The sequence below is a fragment of the Komagataeibacter nataicola genome (genome assembly GCF_003207795.1).
In the GTDB taxonomy this organism is placed as follows: Bacteria; Pseudomonadota; Alphaproteobacteria; order Acetobacterales; family Acetobacteraceae; genus Komagataeibacter; species Komagataeibacter nataicola.
Window position 1 is genome coordinate 37,585 of record NZ_NIRT01000007.1, and the last position, 18,441, is coordinate 56,025.

General features: G+C 61.8%; 17 protein-coding genes. 8 read left to right on the top strand and 9 right to left on the bottom strand.

Going from position 1 to position 18,441, the window contains the following annotated elements:
- Nucleotides 1-95: 95 nt before the first annotated feature.
- The 3 genes from CDI09_RS05655 to CDI09_RS05665 all read right to left on the bottom strand — a co-directional run bounded on the left by CDI09_RS05655 (nucleotide 96) and on the right by CDI09_RS05665 (nucleotide 3,253).
- A complete protein-coding gene (locus CDI09_RS05655) occupies nucleotides 96-467 on the bottom strand; it encodes a hypothetical protein (protein ID WP_205836598.1) in 372 nt (123 codons plus the stop codon).
- Nucleotides 468-556: 89 nt separating this feature from the next.
- Nucleotides 557-2,446 (bottom strand): hypothetical protein, encoded by a 1,890-nt coding sequence (locus CDI09_RS05660; RefSeq protein ID WP_078526428.1) that lies wholly within the window; start codon nucleotides 2,444-2,446, stop codon nucleotides 557-559.
- Between the two features lie 162 nt (nucleotides 2,447-2,608).
- Nucleotides 2,609-3,253: a class I SAM-dependent methyltransferase gene (locus CDI09_RS05665; RefSeq protein ID WP_078528032.1), complete on the bottom strand. Its 645-nt coding sequence runs from the start codon at nucleotides 3,251-3,253 to the stop codon at nucleotides 2,609-2,611.
- A gap of 86 nt (nucleotides 3,254-3,339) precedes the next feature.
- Between CDI09_RS05665 and CDI09_RS05670 the strand changes: the two genes are divergently transcribed.
- The 5 genes from CDI09_RS05670 to CDI09_RS05690 all read left to right on the top strand — a co-directional run bounded on the left by CDI09_RS05670 (nucleotide 3,340) and on the right by CDI09_RS05690 (nucleotide 8,818).
- The gene (locus tag CDI09_RS05670; RefSeq protein WP_078526427.1) at nucleotides 3,340-3,741 is read left to right on the top strand and encodes a VOC family protein; all 402 of its coding nucleotides are present in this window, start codon (nucleotides 3,340-3,342) and stop codon (nucleotides 3,739-3,741) included.
- Nucleotides 3,742-3,814: 73 nt separating this feature from the next.
- A complete protein-coding gene (gene dapF, locus CDI09_RS05675) occupies nucleotides 3,815-4,639 on the top strand; it encodes a diaminopimelate epimerase (RefSeq protein ID WP_078526425.1) in 825 nt (274 codons plus the stop codon).
- On the top strand, nucleotides 4,636-5,883 hold the full coding sequence (gene mtaB / locus CDI09_RS05680) for a tRNA (N(6)-L-threonylcarbamoyladenosine(37)-C(2))-methylthiotransferase MtaB (protein ID WP_078526423.1): 1,248 nt from the start codon (nucleotides 4,636-4,638) through the stop codon (nucleotides 5,881-5,883). Before dapF ends, mtaB begins: the two co-directional genes overlap by 4 nt.
- 1 nt (nucleotide 5,884) lies before the next feature.
- Complete coding sequence (gene ftsY / locus CDI09_RS05685) at nucleotides 5,885-6,883, top strand: signal recognition particle-docking protein FtsY (RefSeq protein WP_078526421.1); 999 nt, start codon at nucleotides 5,885-5,887, stop codon at nucleotides 6,881-6,883.
- A 534-nt stretch (nucleotides 6,884-7,417) separates the two neighbouring features.
- Nucleotides 7,418-8,818 (top strand): carbohydrate porin, encoded by a 1,401-nt coding sequence (locus CDI09_RS05690; protein ID WP_167370213.1) that lies wholly within the window; start codon nucleotides 7,418-7,420, stop codon nucleotides 8,816-8,818.
- Nucleotides 8,819-8,884: 66 nt separating this feature from the next.
- Here the strand turns inward: CDI09_RS05690 and CDI09_RS17545 are convergent, their stop codons facing one another.
- Nucleotides 8,885-9,361 carry a hypothetical protein gene (locus tag CDI09_RS17545; protein WP_146220808.1) on the bottom strand — a complete coding sequence of 159 codons (477 nt, stop codon included), beginning with the start codon at nucleotides 9,359-9,361 and terminating at the stop codon, nucleotides 8,885-8,887.
- 70 nt (nucleotides 9,362-9,431) lie between these two features.
- On the opposite strand from CDI09_RS17545, the gene CDI09_RS05700 reads away from it, so the two are divergent.
- From CDI09_RS05700 to CDI09_RS05710, 3 genes are all read left to right on the top strand, one after another.
- Nucleotides 9,432-10,019: a hypothetical protein gene (locus CDI09_RS05700; RefSeq protein ID WP_146220809.1), complete on the top strand. Its 588-nt coding sequence runs from the start codon at nucleotides 9,432-9,434 to the stop codon at nucleotides 10,017-10,019.
- A gap of 224 nt (nucleotides 10,020-10,243) precedes the next feature.
- On the top strand, nucleotides 10,244-10,519 hold the full coding sequence (locus tag CDI09_RS05705) for a glycoside hydrolase family protein (protein WP_078526413.1): 276 nt from the start codon (nucleotides 10,244-10,246) through the stop codon (nucleotides 10,517-10,519).
- Nucleotides 10,519-10,956: a hypothetical protein gene (locus tag CDI09_RS05710; protein ID WP_078526411.1), complete on the top strand. Its 438-nt coding sequence runs from the start codon at nucleotides 10,519-10,521 to the stop codon at nucleotides 10,954-10,956. The genes CDI09_RS05705 and CDI09_RS05710 overlap by 1 nt, the downstream gene beginning before the upstream one ends.
- Before the next feature lie 213 nt (nucleotides 10,957-11,169).
- Here the strand turns inward: CDI09_RS05710 and CDI09_RS05715 are convergent, their stop codons facing one another.
- The 5 genes from CDI09_RS05715 to gcvP all read right to left on the bottom strand — a co-directional run bounded on the left by CDI09_RS05715 (nucleotide 11,170) and on the right by gcvP (nucleotide 18,441).
- Nucleotides 11,170-12,354, bottom strand: coding sequence for a zinc-dependent alcohol dehydrogenase (locus CDI09_RS05715; RefSeq protein WP_078526409.1), 1,185 nt, complete (start codon nucleotides 12,352-12,354; stop codon nucleotides 11,170-11,172).
- Between the two features lie 182 nt (nucleotides 12,355-12,536).
- Entirely contained in the window at nucleotides 12,537-13,256 is a 720-nt protein-coding gene (locus CDI09_RS05720) for an ABC transporter ATP-binding protein (protein ID WP_078528030.1), read from the bottom strand.
- Nucleotides 13,256-14,239, bottom strand: a complete 984-nt coding sequence (locus CDI09_RS05725; protein WP_078528028.1) for a FecCD family ABC transporter permease — start codon at nucleotides 14,237-14,239, stop codon at nucleotides 13,256-13,258. Before CDI09_RS05725 ends, CDI09_RS05720 begins: the two co-directional genes overlap by 1 nt.
- Nucleotides 14,240-14,274: 35 nt before the next feature.
- Complete coding sequence (locus CDI09_RS05730; protein WP_078526407.1) at nucleotides 14,275-15,279, bottom strand: ABC transporter substrate-binding protein; 1,005 nt, start codon at nucleotides 15,277-15,279, stop codon at nucleotides 14,275-14,277.
- A gap of 267 nt (nucleotides 15,280-15,546) precedes the next feature.
- A complete protein-coding gene (gcvP, locus tag CDI09_RS05735) occupies nucleotides 15,547-18,441 on the bottom strand; it encodes an aminomethyl-transferring glycine dehydrogenase (protein WP_078526405.1) in 2,895 nt (964 codons plus the stop codon).

Here is an 18,441-nt window from a genome sequence, read left to right on the forward strand (position 1 = left end):
AAGTTTTTGGCGAAGCTTTTTCAAAACGCTCTGAAAGGCGTCACCTTTTTAAAGCAAGGTGACACTCAAAAGCACTTCTCCTGCCGTTTTCGCGCCTAGCGGTTGTAGGGGTTGGTATCCACGCGCACGGCCTTGCCGGTGCGGTCGTAATACAGCACGGCGGTGCCGCGTTTCTCGGCATAGCCATCAGGCTCGCCGGTGGGGGTCCAGAACAGCAGGCGGTTCACGTCGGGCTGTTCCTTGACCCGGTCTCCCTTGGGGATGAAGCGGTACTGGCTGTAATCCATATGCAGGGTGGGCAGAGGCGGCTTTTTGGAAAGCTGATGCATGGTGGCATGGCGTTGTGAGGCCTCGCCGGGGTCTTCGTTGCCCGCATCGGCATGGCCGCCCTCCGCAAGGGCCACACCCGGCGCGACAGCAGCGCCCAGCCACGTAGCAAGGACCAAGTGCCGTAACCTGATAGACATGAGCGCAGGCCTTTCCATTCTTCCCAATCGCGCGCCACCATCCCCCTTTTCCCGGCCTGACGCAATATCCGACGTGGCGCACGCCTGCCTTACTGGAAAGGCAGGTAACGGAAATCGAAGAAGATCTCGCTCAGGCTGGTCGTGGGCGCGCCACCCATGCCGCCCCATGTGTGCACGCGCGAATAGGCCAGTTGCGTGCCCGCCTGCACCGTGCCGTACTGGCCATGAATGAAGCGGTACCATGCCCCGATGGTGAACTCCTCCACCGAGCGAATATTGGCGGTGCACCCTCCACCCCCGGTGATGTCGGAGCCTTCGGTCATGCAGCCCGTATTGTCGGCATTGGGGTTGCCATAGCCATAGCTGCCGCCATCTTCATCAAAGTAGCTGCGGCCCGAGCGCTGCATGCCAAAATAGCCATACACATCGATCAGCTTGTTGGGGTGTGCGATCACGCCTGCCGTGGTCTGGACGCTCGACAGCAGGGCGGGCGCGCCATTGGCCCGCAGCGTGGCATCAGGCAGCAGCACCGAGCCGTAACGGCCGATGCCCTTGCCCGCCAGGCCTGCCAGCCGCACTTCCAGCCGGTGCGGAATGACCGGCAGGATCATCGAGCCACCCGCCCCCCAGGCGATGGCGGTATGGTTCTCGCCGACCCCGTTTATGACCGAACGGTCATGCGGGAAGTGGACCACGCCCTCGACCTCGTAATGACCCCATGAGGGGTCCCATGCCACCTTGCCGATGATGTCGGGCGCGATCTCGTTGGAATAGTTGGTGGAGGCACTGCTCAGCCCCACGCCGTTCGAGCCGAGCTTGGCGTAGCCGCCATTGGCCAGACTGTATTCGCCATTGTCACCCGCGGCGGAAAAGCCGGTGGTGTCATAAATGGTGGCGGGGTTCTCGATCGACAGGCCGGTCCACAGGCGGTGCTTGAGGAAATCCTTGACGATGCGCACCTGCCACTGCCGCGACCAGGTCTGGCCCGCGAGGATGGAGGATTCAATCGTTTCGGGAAGGCTTTCCTGACGGGGCACGATGCCCACGCGGTCAGGCGTGAGCATGGTCCAGGCCTGGCCGATGAGGAAATGCAGGTCCGCGCGCGAATCATCCAGCGTCAGGTAAGCCTGCCGCAGCCGGGGCACGTAGGAATTGCTCTCATAGGGGTTGGTGGTCTCGGCACTTGCGCCAAAATCGGTTTCCACAAAGCCTGCCACGGTCAGGTGCGGGTTGAGCTGCCCCCGCGCCATGAGCGAGAAGCGCGAATACCGCGCATCGCCATTGAAGTTGGTGGTGTGGAAATTCGAGCTGTTGCGGAAGGGAATCGCGTTCCAGTAGTTGAAGATGCCCGATGAGACCTGACGGTTCTCGACCAGCGCCGCCGCATCGAAGAAGCCACCCAGAATGATCGCCACCGGGCCAAGATGGAACACCTTGCTGCCCAAGGCGCCCGCCGACTGCGCGCCCACCGTCTCGCGGTTATGCGGGCCGACATTGTTGTTGGCCATGTGCGAGATCAGGTCTTCCTCGCGGTGCGCCACCACGGATTCAACCGTGGGCTGGTCACCAAGCTCGGATGTAGGGTCGGAATAGCCACCGATATGAGGGCGGCCCACGCGCTCGCCGCCCGTTACCGCCGCCTGCTGCGTTGCATGGCCTTCCACCGGCACCCAGCCGCCGCGCACATGCCCGCCCGAGCCCGTAACCTCCAGCGGGTGGCCCGCACCACCCGCCCCGCCCGCGGCCGCCGTGCCGCCAAGGCGGGCGCGGTGCTGCGCAATCTGCTGGTGCATGGCGGCAAGTTCATTCTGCAGGGCCTGCTGCTGCTCCTGCAGGTGGGCCATCTGGCGTTCCATGATATCCAGCGATTCGGGGTCCTCATCACCCCATGCGGCAGCCACCGGCGCCAGAACGGAACACAGCATGAGCAGGCTGGCCAGACGGCTGGCGGACTTGCCGGAGAGGAACGGAATCTGCATGTATCGCCAGAAGGCTCCAGAACAGGTTTAAGACAGGATGTGACAAAACATGTCCGGCAGGCCGGGTAAATGATAATTTGTTTTAATAAGACGTGATCTGCCGCGCCGTGCCGTTTGTGTCACGCGCATCATGGCGGAATACGGTGGCCCGGACAGCCAATGTTACAAAATGTCAGGACGGCGGGCCGTCAGCGCCATGACCGCATCCTTCCAGAACATGTCCTCCGGCGCGGGGGTGACGCTGCCGGTATCCACCGGGCCAAAGCCCGCGCGCTGCAACAGCACGCCGAGCATGCGCCCCCGGTCATCGGGCTCGAGCGCCTGCCACAGCGCCGTGGCCTTCTGCGGTATGAAGCGCGCGCCATATGTAATGATGATCAGGCCACCGGGTTGCAGTACGCGGGCCACTTCACGCAGCACCTGCACCGGCTGGCGCAGATAGGGCACGACATCGCACAGAAGGGCTGCGTCCATGCTTTCATCGGCAAGGGGCAGGTCGGGTGTTTCGTTGATGTCCTCCACCACGCGGTCGGTCAGGCGGGTATTGCTGTCGAGCGCCTGCGCGTTCACGCCGATGCCGATCACGCTGTCGAATTCCATGTCAGGCGGCAGGTGGCTGTCGGGGCCTGCCATCAGGTCGAGGATGTTGCCATCCTCGGGCAGGAGCGTGCGATAAAGCGCCATGATGGCTGTCTGCGCGCCCTGGTCAAGCAGGGGGCCGGCGGGGCGGCGCGAATAGAACAGCGTATCGGACTCAGCCGAGGCGACGGTGAAGGAATGCGGGTGGAACCCGTGCAGGTCGTTCATGAATATGCCAGACAGTGCAGGTGCAACAATGCGATACGGGGTGGGCGTATCACGCCCCATGCCGTGGAGAACAGGAGAAAAGCCGAATGGCCCGTATGATCCATTCCATGATCCGCGTGCTTGATGAAGCCGCGAGCCTCGCCTTCTATGAAACCGCCTTTGGCCTGAAAGTGGCCGACCGGCTTGTTTTTGATACCTTCAGCCTTATCTACCTGTCGAATGATGAACAGACATTCGAGCTGGAACTGACCGTAAACCACGGCCGCACAAAGCCTTATGACCTTGGCGATGGTTATGGGCACCTCGCCGTATCGGTAGCGGATGTCGATGCCGAGCATGCCCGGCTGACCAAAGCCGGCCTTGCGCCGCTGGCGGTGAAGGACATGGCGTGTGGCGAGCGGTTTGTAGGAAGGTTCTTCTTCATAACCGACCCCGATGGCTACAAGATTGAAGTGTTGCAGCGCGGAAAGCCGGGGCGTTTTATCTGATCGGGCTTGCAAGCAGGCGCGGGCGGTGCCATCCCGCTCGCATAAAGGGGTGGCGAACCGCTATACAGGACGGATGATGACCGGTTTTTTGAAAATGCACGGGCTGGGCAATGATTTTGTGGTGGTGGATGAGCGCGTGCAGCGCCATGACCTCACGCCTGCCCGCATTGCCGCCCTGTCCGACCGGCATACCGGCATTGGCTGCGACCAGTTCGTGATCCTGCGCCCGGCCTGTGCTGAAGGCGCGGATGTGTTCGTACGCTTTTTCAATGCCGATGGCTCGGAATCCGGCGCCTGCGGTAATGCCTCGCGCTGTGTGGCCGACCTTGTGGCGCGTGAGGCCGGGCACACGCATGTGGGGCTACAGACCCGCGCGGGCGTGCTGGCCGCCACCATCGTACGCCCCGGCACGGTCACGGTGGATATGGGCGTGCCCGCACAGGACTGGCAGGACGTGCCGCTGGCCGAGGCCATGGATACGCTGCACCTGCCCATTGCGGGCGATCCGGCGGCAGTGTCGATGGGCAACCCGCATGCGACCTTCTTCCTGCCCGTGCCCGATGCGATGGACCCGTGCGTGGCGGGGCCGGAACTTGAGCATCATCCGCTCTTTCCCCAGCGTGCCAATATCGGCTTTGCCCATGTTACATCCCCTGACGCCATGCGCCTGCGCGTGTGGGAGCGCGGCAGCGGGCTGACGCGGGCCTGTGGCTCGGGCGCGTGCGCCGCCGTGGTCAACGCCATACGGCGCGGGCTGGTCGGGCGCAGCTGCACGGTGGCGATGGATGGTGGCGAACTCGGCATTACGTGGCGCGAGGCGGATGGCCACGTACTCATGACCGGCCCGGCCGTGACCAGCTTTACGGGCCACTTCAACCCTGAAGACTATCCACGATGACAAAGCCCGAGATCCTTACCTTCGGCTGCCGCCTCAATACCTATGAGAGCGAGGTGATGCGCAACCACGCAGCCGGGCTGGACAATGTGGTGATCGTGAACACCTGCGCCGTCACCGGCGAGGCCGAGCGCCAGGCGCGGCAGGCCGTGCGCCGCGCCCACCGCGAGCGGCCCGATGCCCGCATTGTCGTGACCGGCTGCGCCGCCCAGATCGACCCCGAACGCTGGGCCGCGCTGCCCGGCGTGACCCGCGTGCTGGGCAACCGCGAAAAGCTCGAGGCCACAAGCTGGAGCGAGATGGCGCTGGGCGAAGGTCATGCCGTGTCCGACATCATGGCCGCGCGTGAAACGGCCCCGCATCTGGTGACCGAATTCGCCGGGCGCACCCGCGCGTTTGTCGAGGTGCAGCAGGGGTGCGACCACCGCTGCACCTTCTGCATCATTCCCTTTGGCCGTGGGCCATCGCGCTCGGTGCCGGTGGGGGCCGTGGTGGAGCAGGTGCGCGCACTGGTGCATTCCGGTTACCGCGAGGTGGTGCTGACCGGGGTGGACATTACCTCATGGGGGCACGACCTGCCGGGCAGGCCGCTGCTGGGGCAGTTGTGCCGCAGGCTGCTCGCCCTCGTGCCCGAGCTCGAGCGGCTGCGCCTCTCCTCGGTCGATCCCGTCGAGATTGACGAGGATATCTGGAAGTTGCTCGCAACCGAGCCGCGCTTCATGCCTTACCTGCACCTGTCATTGCAGGCGGGGAGCGACATCATCCTCAAGCGCATGAAGCGCCGCCACCTCACGGCCGATGCCGCAGCCGTCGTGGCGCGGGCGCGGGCGCTGCGCTCCGATATCGGCATCGGAGCGGACATCATCGCCGGGTTCCCGACCGAGGATGACGCGCTGTTTGAACAGACACTCGAATTCGTGCGGGCCAACGCCCTGCCCTACCTGCATGTATTCCCTTATAGTGAGCGACCCGGCACGCCTGCGGCGCGCATGCCCGCCATTGCGGTGCCCGAGCGCAAGGCGCGCGCGGCACGCCTGCGCGCGGCGGGAGCGCAGGCGGCGCGCGACTTTCATGAACGCCTGCGCGGGCGCACCCTGCGCGTGCTGATGGAAACCGACATGGCGGGACATTCGGAAGAGTTCGCGCCCGTGCGGCTGGTGGATGGTGCTGTGTCGGGTGCGGGGCGGATCGAGACGGTGCGCCCCGTGGCGGTGGACGATAACGGACTGGTGGCGGAAATTCTCTGATATGGCTCTTGGCTTCTTCTCACGTCTCAAGGCGGGGCTTTCGCGCTCCACGCAGAAACTCAGCGGCGGGCTGACCGCCGTCTTTACCCGGCGCAAGCTTGATGACCAGGCGCTCGAGGACCTGGAAGACCTGCTGATCTCCGCTGATCTTGGCCCCAGCGTTGCGGGCAAGGTGATTGAATCCTTCCGTCGCTCCAAATTCGGCAAGGAAGTGACCGATGAGGAGGTGCGTCAGGCCCTGGCAGAGGAAATCGCCAACATCCTCCAGCCCGTCGCCATTCCGTTCGAGCCTGACCCGAAGCACAGGCCGCATGTGGTGCTGGTGGTGGGCGTAAACGGCACCGGCAAGACCACCACCATTGGCAAGATGGCCCGCTATTATGGCGAGCAGGGCAAGAAGGTGATGATGGTGGCGGGTGATACCTTCCGCGCCGCCGCCGTCGAGCAGCTTCAGGTCTGGGGCGAGCGCACCGGCGTGCCGGTCATTGCGGGCAAGCCCAATGCCGATGCGGCAGGCCTTGCGTTCGAGGCGCTGAAGCGCGCCACGGCGGAAGGGGCCGACCTGCTTCTGGTCGACACCGCAGGCCGCCTGCACAACAAGAGCGCACTGATGGAGGAGCTGGCCAAGATCATCCGCGTCATGCGCAAGTTTGATGAAACCGCTCCCCATTCGGTGCTGCTGGTGCTCGATGCCACCACCGGACAGAACGCGGTGGAGCAGGTGCGGGTGTTCAAGGAACTGGTCAACGTGACCGGCCTTGTGGTGACCAAGCTCGATGGCTCGGCGCGTGGCGGCATTGTGGTGGCGCTGGCCGATGCGTTCGGCCTGCCGGTGCATCTGGTGGGTGTGGGCGAGCAGGCCGAGGATCTGCGCCCCTTCTCCGCCGAGGCCTTTGCCAGGGGGCTGGTGGGTGATTCCATCAAGGTGGTTGAACGTGACGATGCCCCCGCCACTGAAACGGATGAGACACCCGAAGCAGGCCCGCCTCCGGCGCAGTAAGAAATTTTTTGAAAACAAATCTTTGGTAAAAAAATAAGAAAAGTTTTGAGGTGTCGCCTTTTTTAAAGGCGACACCTTCCGAAGCATTTTGAAAAAATCTTCACCAAAAACATCTTCATGGTTGAAGTTTATTTTCAATAATGCGCACTACACTTCAATAAAAACCATTATCTATTTTCAATACCATGCGCTGACATGAGTGATATATTTTTGGTTTATGCCATTTCCCCAAAAATACTTCTGTTGGCTCATGGCCTGTTTTGCAGAACAGGCTTCTCCTGATGGCGGGTTCAGGCGTGTTTGATGGGCAGAAATTTATTAAAAATTGGGTTACATGAACTTTTATTAATAATTTTATTTTAAATAGCAGTAATTTTACATCAATTCACACTTGATTTATTAAATATGTGCGAAATATTACAAATTAATTAGATTTTATAGTTTGAAGTCAATTGTGAAAATAATGCAATTGTCGGGAAATTCTGGAACGGATTCCTCGTGAAGCAAATACTGACATCTATTGCTTTGATTTTCATGGTCGTGATCTGCATCGATGACGCATTTGCCCAGAGTGAAACCTCCAAATCCCTGCCCGTCGAGCTTGAACCCTATGCCGCCCATGCCTTTCCGCTTGAAGGGTGGGGCAACGCCGTGGTCGACCCGCAGGTGCCCACCCTGCACGGCGCGCCGCATCTGCTTGGCCAGTGGTTTGGCGCCCGCCGGTGGCTGAACAGGCATGGCCTGTACCTCAACTTCGCAATCAATGAGGAATTCATGGGCAACGTACGCGGCGGGCGCACGCGATCCGACGTACTGGCAGGCCAGGTGGCGGGCGAACTCGATATTGACTGGCAGCGGCTTGCGCATGTCAGCGGGTTATGGACGCACATGCTCGTCATCAACGGCCATGGACGCAACTTTGGCTACAACCTTGGTGATTCGGTCACCAACCCCGAGCAGATCTATGGCGGGCGCGGTAATGTCGTGGCGCACCTGGTGGCGATGTATGCCGAAAAGACATTCCTGCACAAACGCATCGTTGTTTCCGCCGGTGATATTCCGACCGGCAGCTTCTTTGCCTATGATTACGTAGCCTGTTCTTTCATGAACGTATCCGTGTGCAGCAACTTTGCACCGGGCAAATACGTGCCGGGCGGGCGTGACTGGCCCTCGGGCAATCTGGGCGGGGTGCTGCGCATCTTTCCGGCCAAGAAGGTCTATATCATGGGAGGTATCTTCATGGTGTCGCCCCATGCCTTTAACGGCGGCATTTCAGGCTGGGCGCTGGCCCAGAGCGGGATGGGCAAGGTGACCTCGCAGGTGGAAGTGGGCTGGATGCCATGGTTTGGCAAGCATTCCCTGCGCGGCAACTACAAGCTTGGCGCGTGGTACGATAACTCGCGCTATCCTAACCTTTATTCCGATATTCATGGCAACTCTTTCCAGCTCACGGGCCAGCCGCGCCGGTATGAAGCGGGCATGAGCACGGCGTGGTTCATGTTCGACCAGATGCTGGTGCGCAATGGCCCCGGCGTTGCGGAGGGGCTGGTGGCGGTGGGTGGCGCGGGCTACTCGCAGGGCAATATCGTGGCCATGCGTGACCATGAATGGATTGGCCTTGTTGAATCAGGCTCGCCCTGGCACCGCAGGCAGGACCAGATCGGGGCCATGTTCCAGCATATGGACATGAGCAGCACGCTGTCGCTGCAGCAGGAATCCTCGCGCGCGCTCGGCCTGCCCTACCTGAGCAACCAGTGGGGGCCGGTATGGGGCGTGCAGCACTGGGAAAACGTATACGAAGCATTTTACAGCACGCACGTGCTGCGCAATTCCACCACGATGCAGTTTGACTTCCAGTATCTGCAACACCCTGGTGCGACGACCACTTTCCACGATGCTGCGGTGCTGGGCATTCAGTTGACGGCCAACCTGTAAAGCCGTGTGGGACAGACGGTGCAACGGGCACAGCCTGATGATCCATTAACCATCCGCAACATTTTTTTATTTTTGTTTCGTGTCAAACAATAGAAACCTTGAAATGAATTCCTTATAGCGGACAGACAGGATACGCCTCATGTCAGACACCCAAGCGGCTGTGGCCATTGCCCGAAAGCCGACATTATCAAGCGAACCGCGATAGACAAATTTTGGGACAAAGCGGCCGATCGGGCTGGGCAGCTCGAACGTCCGGTCGTTCCAGAACCTGACGTTCGCCAGCGTAGCCCTCTCGTATTCCTGAAGGAGCAGGTTTGGCCGTTTGAAGTCTGGCAGGTTTCGGGATGGCGACAGAGAATAGCGGTCGTTCATCGGCGGGCCGAGTAGCATCTTGCGACAGCCATAATGATGAGCGCCGCCAACAGTATGACCCAGGAGCGGACGCTCAGACTGTCCTGCCTGTTCCTTAGAATTAGCCGCTTGTTCACGTCCTCTCTTACTTCCGCGCAAGAGCTTGAGCTGAGACCTTTCGTCGGACAACACGATGCTCGCTCCGCCGACCCGCCTTTACTGTTCAACGCAACTGAGGTAGCCTGTCCGCATGCTATTGGAAATGGCACCCTATGACAGGCAGACGGTCACCAAGCTTGTTGCGTCGGCTTCCGACATAGGATTTGCTCGGGACGCAGCGGAGCATCTCCTCAAAAAGAAGTGGTACAATCGAATGCCTTGGAGCCGGGGCAAGGTCTACTTTCATCAATCGGCTTATGTGACCACACTCGTGGTTTCATATGGCCGCGTGTTCGAAGTCGGGAAGCGCGGCTATAATTTCCCCAATAAGCTCCTGCGATATGAGGCCGACGAAAAGGTCCTTCATACCAAGCTATTGAGCCTTCGCAACAAGGTTCATGCCCACTCGGATCTGGATCGATGGTCCGTTAGGCCTTGGCACGCCGATGGGTTCAGCACCGAGATCGTGGGCCAACCTTTCCACGTGATTGAGGAAGCCGACATCCGCCTTTTCCTTGCCATGACATCAAAGCTCCTGACGCGAATCAGTGTCAGGCATGAGGAGATCGTTGCTCCCTACCGAGCCGCTACGCCGCCACCCCGCACCACATTGACTTCGCTTAGCTGGAAGCCGCGCTGGCGCAGCTCGAGGTCGGGGAACCGCTCTTCATCCGCTAGGGAGGGTTTTTGATCCTCGACGATCTGCCATCCCAGCGATGTTCCCAGATAGACAAATCGGTTTCCCTAAGTGCCGCCTTGCTTGCCTAGCACCGGGCGTTCGGGAGTGGACTGGCGCGATGCCGATGGCCTGATTGGGGTGGCCTGATCGTCCGCTTCCGTCTCGAGCAGACGTAGATCGGTTCGCGTTGTACGACCGGGTCTGGTCGGTAGCAGCCATGAACATGAGCGCAAAAAATGGCTGCTTTCGTTTATCGCTTCCCGATAGCCGACCTTCCGCACTCCCATGTCTACCTGACACAAAACGAGTTCGACGCCCTCGTCTCGTTCGTCTCGTTCGTCTACAATCCAGGAAAAGGTTGGCCAGGTGTCCGTGCCGCTATCAACAGCGGCGACAAACGCAAGGCCGTCAGGATCATCGAGGAGCAGGTGCGCTCGAAAGGCAAGATCATGAACGGTCTGGTCAAGAGACGGCACAACGAGGCCATGCTTCTGCAGGAAGGACGATATTGATGATCCGCGCTATTATCCTAAGCCTGATTTGCGCCGTCTGTATCGGCGGCACCGCACACGCGGGCACCAAGCCGGAGTCTTTGGAGGAACAGTCTTACAACGGCAATACGATGTTCAACGAGGAGCTCGATGGAAAAGCGTTTCTCAATGGGCGGTTAATCGTGCGCGTCGAGCGTGTTTCGACCTGTGTGTCGGCAGTCTGGACCCGCAGCGGCGATGTCGGATCGCCGCTGCGGCGCGACTTGCTGGAATGGAACAAAATGTTCGATGGCGATCCTCGGATCGAGGCTCAGTCTTACTATTTGACGTTCGTCTATGCCGACCATCGGAGCAACGATGTTGTGTCCATGCCTCTTACGGCGCATCCGGACCGTTTTGAAGATACGGCTGCTGTCACCCTCCTATCGTGCCAACCGAAACAGCATCATCGCAAGTGACGATCTCTGCGCCGGGCGATCCCGCCGGAAACATAACGCTCGGCGGGTCTGCCAGAGCAGAACCCATTCAGATGGGATCATCTGAATGGGTGAAGATGCTTGCAAAAACCAATGAAACAGAGCCTCTCTGCTGAACCGGAGTTCAGTGGAAATTCTCCAGACGCCGTTTATCTCCCAAAGCCGACCTTCCGCATCACCCCCAAAACCCGCCCATCACCCCCCATGCGGATAAAACACCACCTTGATGCAGTTATCCTTCTTGTCACGAAATTTCTCATAAAGGGCAGGCCCATCCTCAAGATCAGCCGAGCGATGGCTTATGACGAAGGAAGGGTCGATCTCCCCTTTCTCAATACGCTCAAGCAGGGGCTGGAGGTATTTCTGGGCGTTGGTTTGCCCCGTGCGCAGGGTCAGGCCCTTGTTCATCAGCACCCCGATCATGACCGGCCCGAGCGCGCCTGCGTAAACGCCGGGCATCGACACGATGCCACCGGGCCTGCAACCCAGAATGGCCTGGTTGAGCGCAAAGGGCCGCTCGAGCGTGGTGGCTGACAGCAGGGCCGAGCCGACCTTCTGCATCATGGTATCCGCACCATGCGCTTCCATGCCCACCGCCTCGATCACCGCATCCGGTCCCAGCCCGTGTGTCATTTCAACAAGGGTATGCTGGATGTTCTCGGTGCCAAAATCAATTGTCTCGGCACCCGCCGCCTGCGCCATGGCCAGCCGCTCGGGCACCTGATCTATGGCGATGACCCGCCTGGCTCCGAGCAGGAAGCATGAGCGGATCGCCATCTGCCCCACCGGACCGCAGCCCCATATGGCAATGGTCTTTTCGGCTTCTGGCGTAATGTCGCAGTATTCAGCGGCCTGATAGCCGGTGGGAAAGATATCGGACAGGAAAAGAACCTGGTCGTCACTCAGCCCCTCCGGCACGATGATCGGCCCGATATCAGCATGCGGCACCCGCAGATATTCCGCCTGCCCGCCGGAAAAACCACCCGTGATGTGCGAATAGCCAAACAGCCCCGCCAGCGGGTAGCCGAATGTCTCGGCCTGCTGGCGGCCATTGGGGTTGGTGCGCTCGCAGCAGCTCCAGTTGCCCCATTTGCATTGCCGGCACGCCCCGCATGAGATGGTAAAGGGCACCACGACCCGGTCCCCCACCGTAAGGCGGGTGTTTTCCCGGCCCACCTCCACCACTTCGCCCATGGTTTCATGGCCGAGGATGTCGCCACACTGCATGGTTGGCATCATGCCATCCATCAGGTGCAGGTCGGAACCACAGATGGCGCAGGCGGTTACCCTGATGATGGCGTCATGCCCATCCATAATGACAGGATCAGGCACGCTTTCGCATGTGATCTTGCCTTTCTTCTGCCAGGTCAGTGCTTTCATGGGAAAACGTCCTGCTTGAGGGGGATAGCAGGCAGACGCATGGTGGGCGGTATGGTTTTCTGGCCCAGCATATTCTTGCTGAAAAACAGCAGTTTTTGGATAGCGCCTTTTTTAAAGGCGGCATTGCTTAAAGCTTTTTGTAAAAAAACTTCACCAAAAACTTTTATTCTTTGAGCAACCCCTCAGCGTGGCGCGTAAAGCCGCTCCAGCATGGGGGGGTCAAGCACCGCGGCGGCAGGACCATCGGCCATGATCCGCCCCTGCCGCAGCGCAATGGCGCGGTCAAACACGCGGGCGGCGGCAAGCGGGTCGTGCGTGGTGGCCACAATGGCATGGCCCTGCGTGGCAAGTTTTTGCAGCAGGGCGTAAAGCCGCTGCTTCTGCCCGTAATCCAGCCCGGTTTCCGGCTCATCAAGAATGAGCGTGCGCGCCCCCTGCGCCAGGGCACGGGCCAGCAGGGCCGCCTGCCGCTCGCCGCCTGAAAGTTCGGTATAGGGCCGGTCCGCCAGATGGGTAATGCCCAACGCGTGCAGGGCATGCGTCACCTCATCGCGGTCATGGCGGGGCAGGCCCAGCGCAAAGGGCGTTTCCACAAGGCGACCCATGCCCACGATGTCACGCACGCTGTAGGGAAAAAGCGGCACATGCCCCTGCGGCACATAGGCAATGCGCCGCGCCACTTCGCGCCGCGACCAGCCCTGCATGGGCCTGCCCTCCAGCAGCACCTGCCCTGCCTCCGGCCGCGTCAGCCCCAGCAGCAGGCGCAAAAGCGTGGTCTTGCCTGCGCCATTGGGGCCAAGCAGCGCGGTCATCTCCCCTGCCCTGACGCCAAATGAAAGGTCATGCAGCACGGTGCGCCCGGCATGGCTGAAACTGACCCCGGCCATGTGCAGTACAGTCATCATGCCCGCCACCCCCGCCGCAGCAGCGGCAGCACGGCCACGAACAGCGCCACCCCGAGCAGGTCGGCAATCAGGCCTACGGGAATTTCCTCCACCGAGAGCGTGCGCGCCAGATCATCGCACACCAGCAGGAACATGCCGCCAAGGCAGGCGCTGGCAGGCAGCACCCGCATGTTGCATGGCCCCACCAGCAGCCGTGCCACATGCGGCACCACCAGCCCCACCCAGCCAATCATGCCCGCAACCGAAACCGTAAGTGCTGCCAGCACCGTGGCCGCGCCAATCACGCCGTAGCGCAGCGCCATGACGGGAATGCCCAGCGTGCGGGCCTCCTCATCGCCCATGGCCAGGCCATCGAGCATGCGCCCGCAGGCGCTGAGCAGCACGATGCCAACCACCACCGGCCCAGCCATCACGCCCAGCGCGTGCGGCGTAACCTGCGTCAGGCTGCCCAGCAGCCAGAACACGATGTCAGGCAACTGGTTCTGCGGGTCGGCAATGTATTTGAGCAGCGACAGCAGCGCCGTAAACAGCGCCGAACTGATCAGCCCGCCAAAGACCAGCATCAGCATGGAAGTCGCATCAAACAGATGCGCCACCCCCACGCCACAGGCAACCGCCAGCAGCCCGCCCGCAAAGGACAGCCCCGCAACACCCACAGGCCCCAGCCCCCACACAATGCCCAGCGCCGCCCCCGTGCCAGCGCCTGCCAGCACGCCCAGAAGCCCGGGCGAGACCAGAGGATTGCGAAACACTGCCTGATACGCCGCCCCTGCCACTGAAAGTGCCGCCCCAACACAGATCGCCCCCCCAATGCGCGGCAGGCGCGCGCCAAACACGACGCTATGCACCATATGCGTTTGTGGCGTATTGGCCCCAGCCATCAGGCCCATGCTGGCGGCAAGTGCGTGCAGAACCTGCCCGGGCTGCACAGCAAAGCGCCCGATGCAGGCCGAGAAAACCGCAAGCCCCACCAGCCCCATGGCTGCAAGTGCCGCAACAGCCAGCCCGCGCAGCCTCAAGGAGCGTGATCCGGCACGGGCTGCGGCGGCTGGCCTGCAAGGATGCGCTGCGCGTCGTCCTCGCTCAGACTGTAGTGGAAATAGGTGCTGTAGAAATCGCGCGTCAGCGCCACGGGGTCGATATCGTCAAACAGGTCGGGGTGGAGCGTCTTCGCCGCCCAACTGATCTGGAGCGGCAGTTCGCTGCCATACCGATCCCACGGGAACACGCCCGATGGGTTGGCATGCACGCGCCCGTTGCGCACGGCGTCGAGCCGCTGCCACAGGCCGCCATCGGCACCAGCATCAATGGTGCCGCAATCGGGGCCGAGAATGATGACATCGGGGTTCCACGCCGCCACCTGCTCGGGGGTGACCGGCTTCATGTTGCCACTGACCCCGATTGCGGCATTACGGCCCCCGGCCAGGGTGATCCATTCATCCACGATGCTGTCCGCCCCATCCACCCGCAGCGGATGCAGTGACTGGATGTGCAGCACGCGCGGACGCGCGCTTTCGGGCACGCTGGCAAGGCGCTCGCGCACGTCATGGACCGTCTGCTTCATCATGGTGCGGTAATGGGCTGCGGTAGCGTGCGCATGTTCGGTGCCAAGGGCCGCGGCGGTCATGTCCACCACGCGTAGCAGGCCATCGACATCCTGAAACGACGAGACCAGCACAGGAATGCCCACCGCGCCAAAGGCCGTGATGGCCGCCGAGGCCTGCGGCACGAACACAAGGTCCACCTGGTCACGCAGCAGGGATTCCGCATTGACCTGTGGCCCATTGACCACCTGCGCCTGCGCGAGTGCAGGAAACACCCGGTACATCCACGGCCGGGCCTGCGGGCTGTCCACTGTCATGACGATCTGCTGCACGCCGCCGAGCATCAGCAGCAGTTCGTTATGGGCGAACCACAGATCGGCAATGCGGGCGGGATGATCGGGCACGGTCTGCGCATGGCCCGCCATGTCTGTTATCTCGCCCGCCGTGGCGGGATGGGCGACCAGGCTCGCTGCCATGGCGCATGCCAGCGCCCCCGTGGCTACAGTGCATCTGCCCCAGTTCACAATCCTGTCCCCTGAGCGGTTATTATATCCTTTCAGATATATAGACTAACCGGCCCGGTGCAATCAGCCCCGCAGAGATTGCCTGAAAAGGCAGGCCAGAAAACATTCTTGAAAACATAAAGAAGTTTTTGGTGAAGCTTTTTTCAAAAAGCTAAAAAAATGCCGCCTTTTAAAAAAAGGCGGCACCCAAAACCTTTGACTGTTTTTCAAATCTGCCCATCAGGCCTCGTAAGTGCTCATATCGGGGCAGGAGCAGATGAGGTTGCGATCGCCATAGGCGTTATCCAGCCGGTTGACGGGCGACCAGTATTTGCTCGCCGGGTGCACAGCACCGGGCAGGCAGGCGGTGGCGCGGTCATAGGCGCGGGTCCAGTCAGGGTCGGTCAGGTCTCGCACGGTGTGCGGTGCATGCCGCAGGGGGCTTTCCTCAATGGTCATCTCGCCTGCCGCAACCGCGCTGATCTCCTTGCGAATGGCGATCATCGCATCGCAGAAACGGTCAAGCTCGGCCCGGCTTTCGGACTCGGTCGGCTCGATCATGAACGTGCCCGCCACCGGAAAGCTGACCGTGGGCGCATGGAAGCCATGGTCAACCAGCCGCTTGGCAATGTCATCGACCGTAACCCCCGTCTCGTCCTTAAGCGGGCGCAGGTCGATGATGCATTCATGCGCAACACGGCCATTGGCGCCCTGATACAGCACCGGATAATGGCCAGACAGGCGGGTGGCGATGTAGTTGGAGTTCAGGATCGCAACCTCGGTGGCGCGCCTGAGCCCGGCATCGCCCATCATGACCATGTACATCCACGAAATGGGCAGCACATCCGCCGAACCGAAAGGCGCTGCCGAAATGGCATTGGCCTCGCCATTCTGCGGCGCGCCCGGCAGGTAGGGGGCCAGATGCGCGCCCACCCCGATCGGCCCCATGCCGGGACCACCGCCCCCGTGGGGAATGCAGAAGGTCTTGTGCAGGTTGAAATGGCTGACATCGCCGCCATACACGCCCGGCTGCGCAAGGCCCACCTGCGCGTTGAGGTTCGCGCCATCCACGTAAACCTGCCCGCCTGCCGCGTGCACCAGTTCACAGATCTCGCGCACGTTCTCCTCAAACACACCGTGAGTAGAGGGATAGGTGATCATGATCGCGGCCAGCGCATCGGCATGTTTGGCAATCTTGGCCTTCAGGTCATCAAGATCGACATTGCCGTTGCTGTCACACGCAACCACCACCACCTTCATGCCCGCCATCTGGGCCGAGGCCGGGTTGGTGCCATGCGCCGAGGCCGGGATGAGGCACACGTCACGCGCCATGTCACCACGCGCGCGGTGGTAGCCACGAATGGCCATCAGCCCCGCGAACTCGCCCTGCGCACCGGAATTGGGCTGGAGCGACACCGCCGCATAGCCGCTGATCTGGCACAGCATGCGCTCAAGATCGGTGAACAGCCGGGCATAACCGCGCATCTGGTTGGCTGGCGCGAAGGGGTGGATGTTGCAGAATTCCGGCCACGTGATCGGCAGCATTTCCGCCGTGGCGTTGAGCTTCATGGTGCATGAACCCAGCGGAATCATGGAACGGTCAAGCGCAAGGTCACGATCGGCCAGGCGGCGCATGTAGCGCAGCATGTCGGTTTCCGACTGGCAGGCCGAGAAGATCGGCTGGGCCAGCAGTTCATCCGTGCGCACGAGGCTTTCGGGGATGGTGGGGGTGGAAGCATCCAGCCCGGCCTCGACCTGCCCCGCGCGGGCGGCATCGCCACTGACAGCCGCCCAGAGCGCGCGTACCGTGTCAGGCGTGGAGGTCTCATCAAGGCTGATGCCCACATGGGCTGCATCGACCCGGCGCAGGTTCATCCCCGCATCGAGCGCACGTGCCATGACCGCGTCGGTCTGCGTGCCGGTGTTGACGGTCACGGTATCAAAGAACGCCTGCGTCACGACCTCGGCCCCCAGGGCACGCAGGCCAGCGGCAAGGATGGTGGCAAGACGGTGGATGCGCGTGGCAATGGCCTTCAGCCCCACCGGCCCATGATACAGCGCGTACATGGACGACACGATGGCCGGCAGCGCCTGGGCCGTGCAGATGTTCGAGGTCGCCTTCTCGCGGCGGATATGCTGCTCGCGCGTCTGTAATGCCAGACGGTAGGCAGGCTTGCCGCGTGCATCAATCGACACGCCCACGATGCGGCCGGGAATGTTGCGGCGGAAGGCATCGCGCACCGCCATATAGGCCGCATGCGGGCCACCGGCCCCCATGGGCATGCCATAACGCTGCATGGAGCCGACCGCGATATCGGCCCCCAGTGCGCCGGGGCTTTGCAGCAGCATCAGCGCCAGCGGGTCGGCGCACAGCGTGGCGATGGCGCCCGCCGCATGCAGCTTTTCAATCCACGCGCGCGGGTCGCGGAGTTCACCCGTCGAGCCGGGATACTGAAACACCGCGCCAAACACGGCCTGCGCATCGAGGTCGGTGGCGGGGTCACCCACCACAACCTGCCAGCCCATGGGTTCGGCACGGGTGCGGATGACGGCGATGGTCTGCGGGTGGCAGTCGGCATCGACAAAGAAAGCGCTGGCCTTGCTTTTGGCCACGCGGCGGGCCATGGCCATGGCCTCGGCTGCGGCTGTGCCTTCATCGAGCAGCGAGGCATTGGCCACGTCCAGCCCGGTCAGTTCGATCACCAGCGTCTGGAAGTTGAGCAGCGCTTCGAGCCGCCCCTGGCTGATCTCGGGCTGGTAAGGCGTATAGGCGGTGTACCAGGCCGGGTTTTCCAGCACGTTGCGCTGGATCACGCCGGGCAGGATGGTGTCGTAATAGCCCTGGCCGATCAGCGAGGTCAGCACCCGGTTCTCCGCCGCAATGCCGCGCAGCCGGGCCAGCGCCACATGCTCGGGCACGCCAGCGCCAAGCCCCATGCCGCCCTCAAGGCGGATGGAACCGGGCACGGTCTGGGCCATCAGGGTATCGAGCGTATCCGCGCCCACCACGCGCAGCATGGCCGCCACGTCATTTGCATCGGGGCCAACATGCCGGGCGCAGAACGCCCCGGCATCATCGCCCGTATCTTGCCACAGGGAAGAAGAACCGCAGGAAGAAGACGTCACGGCCAGCAT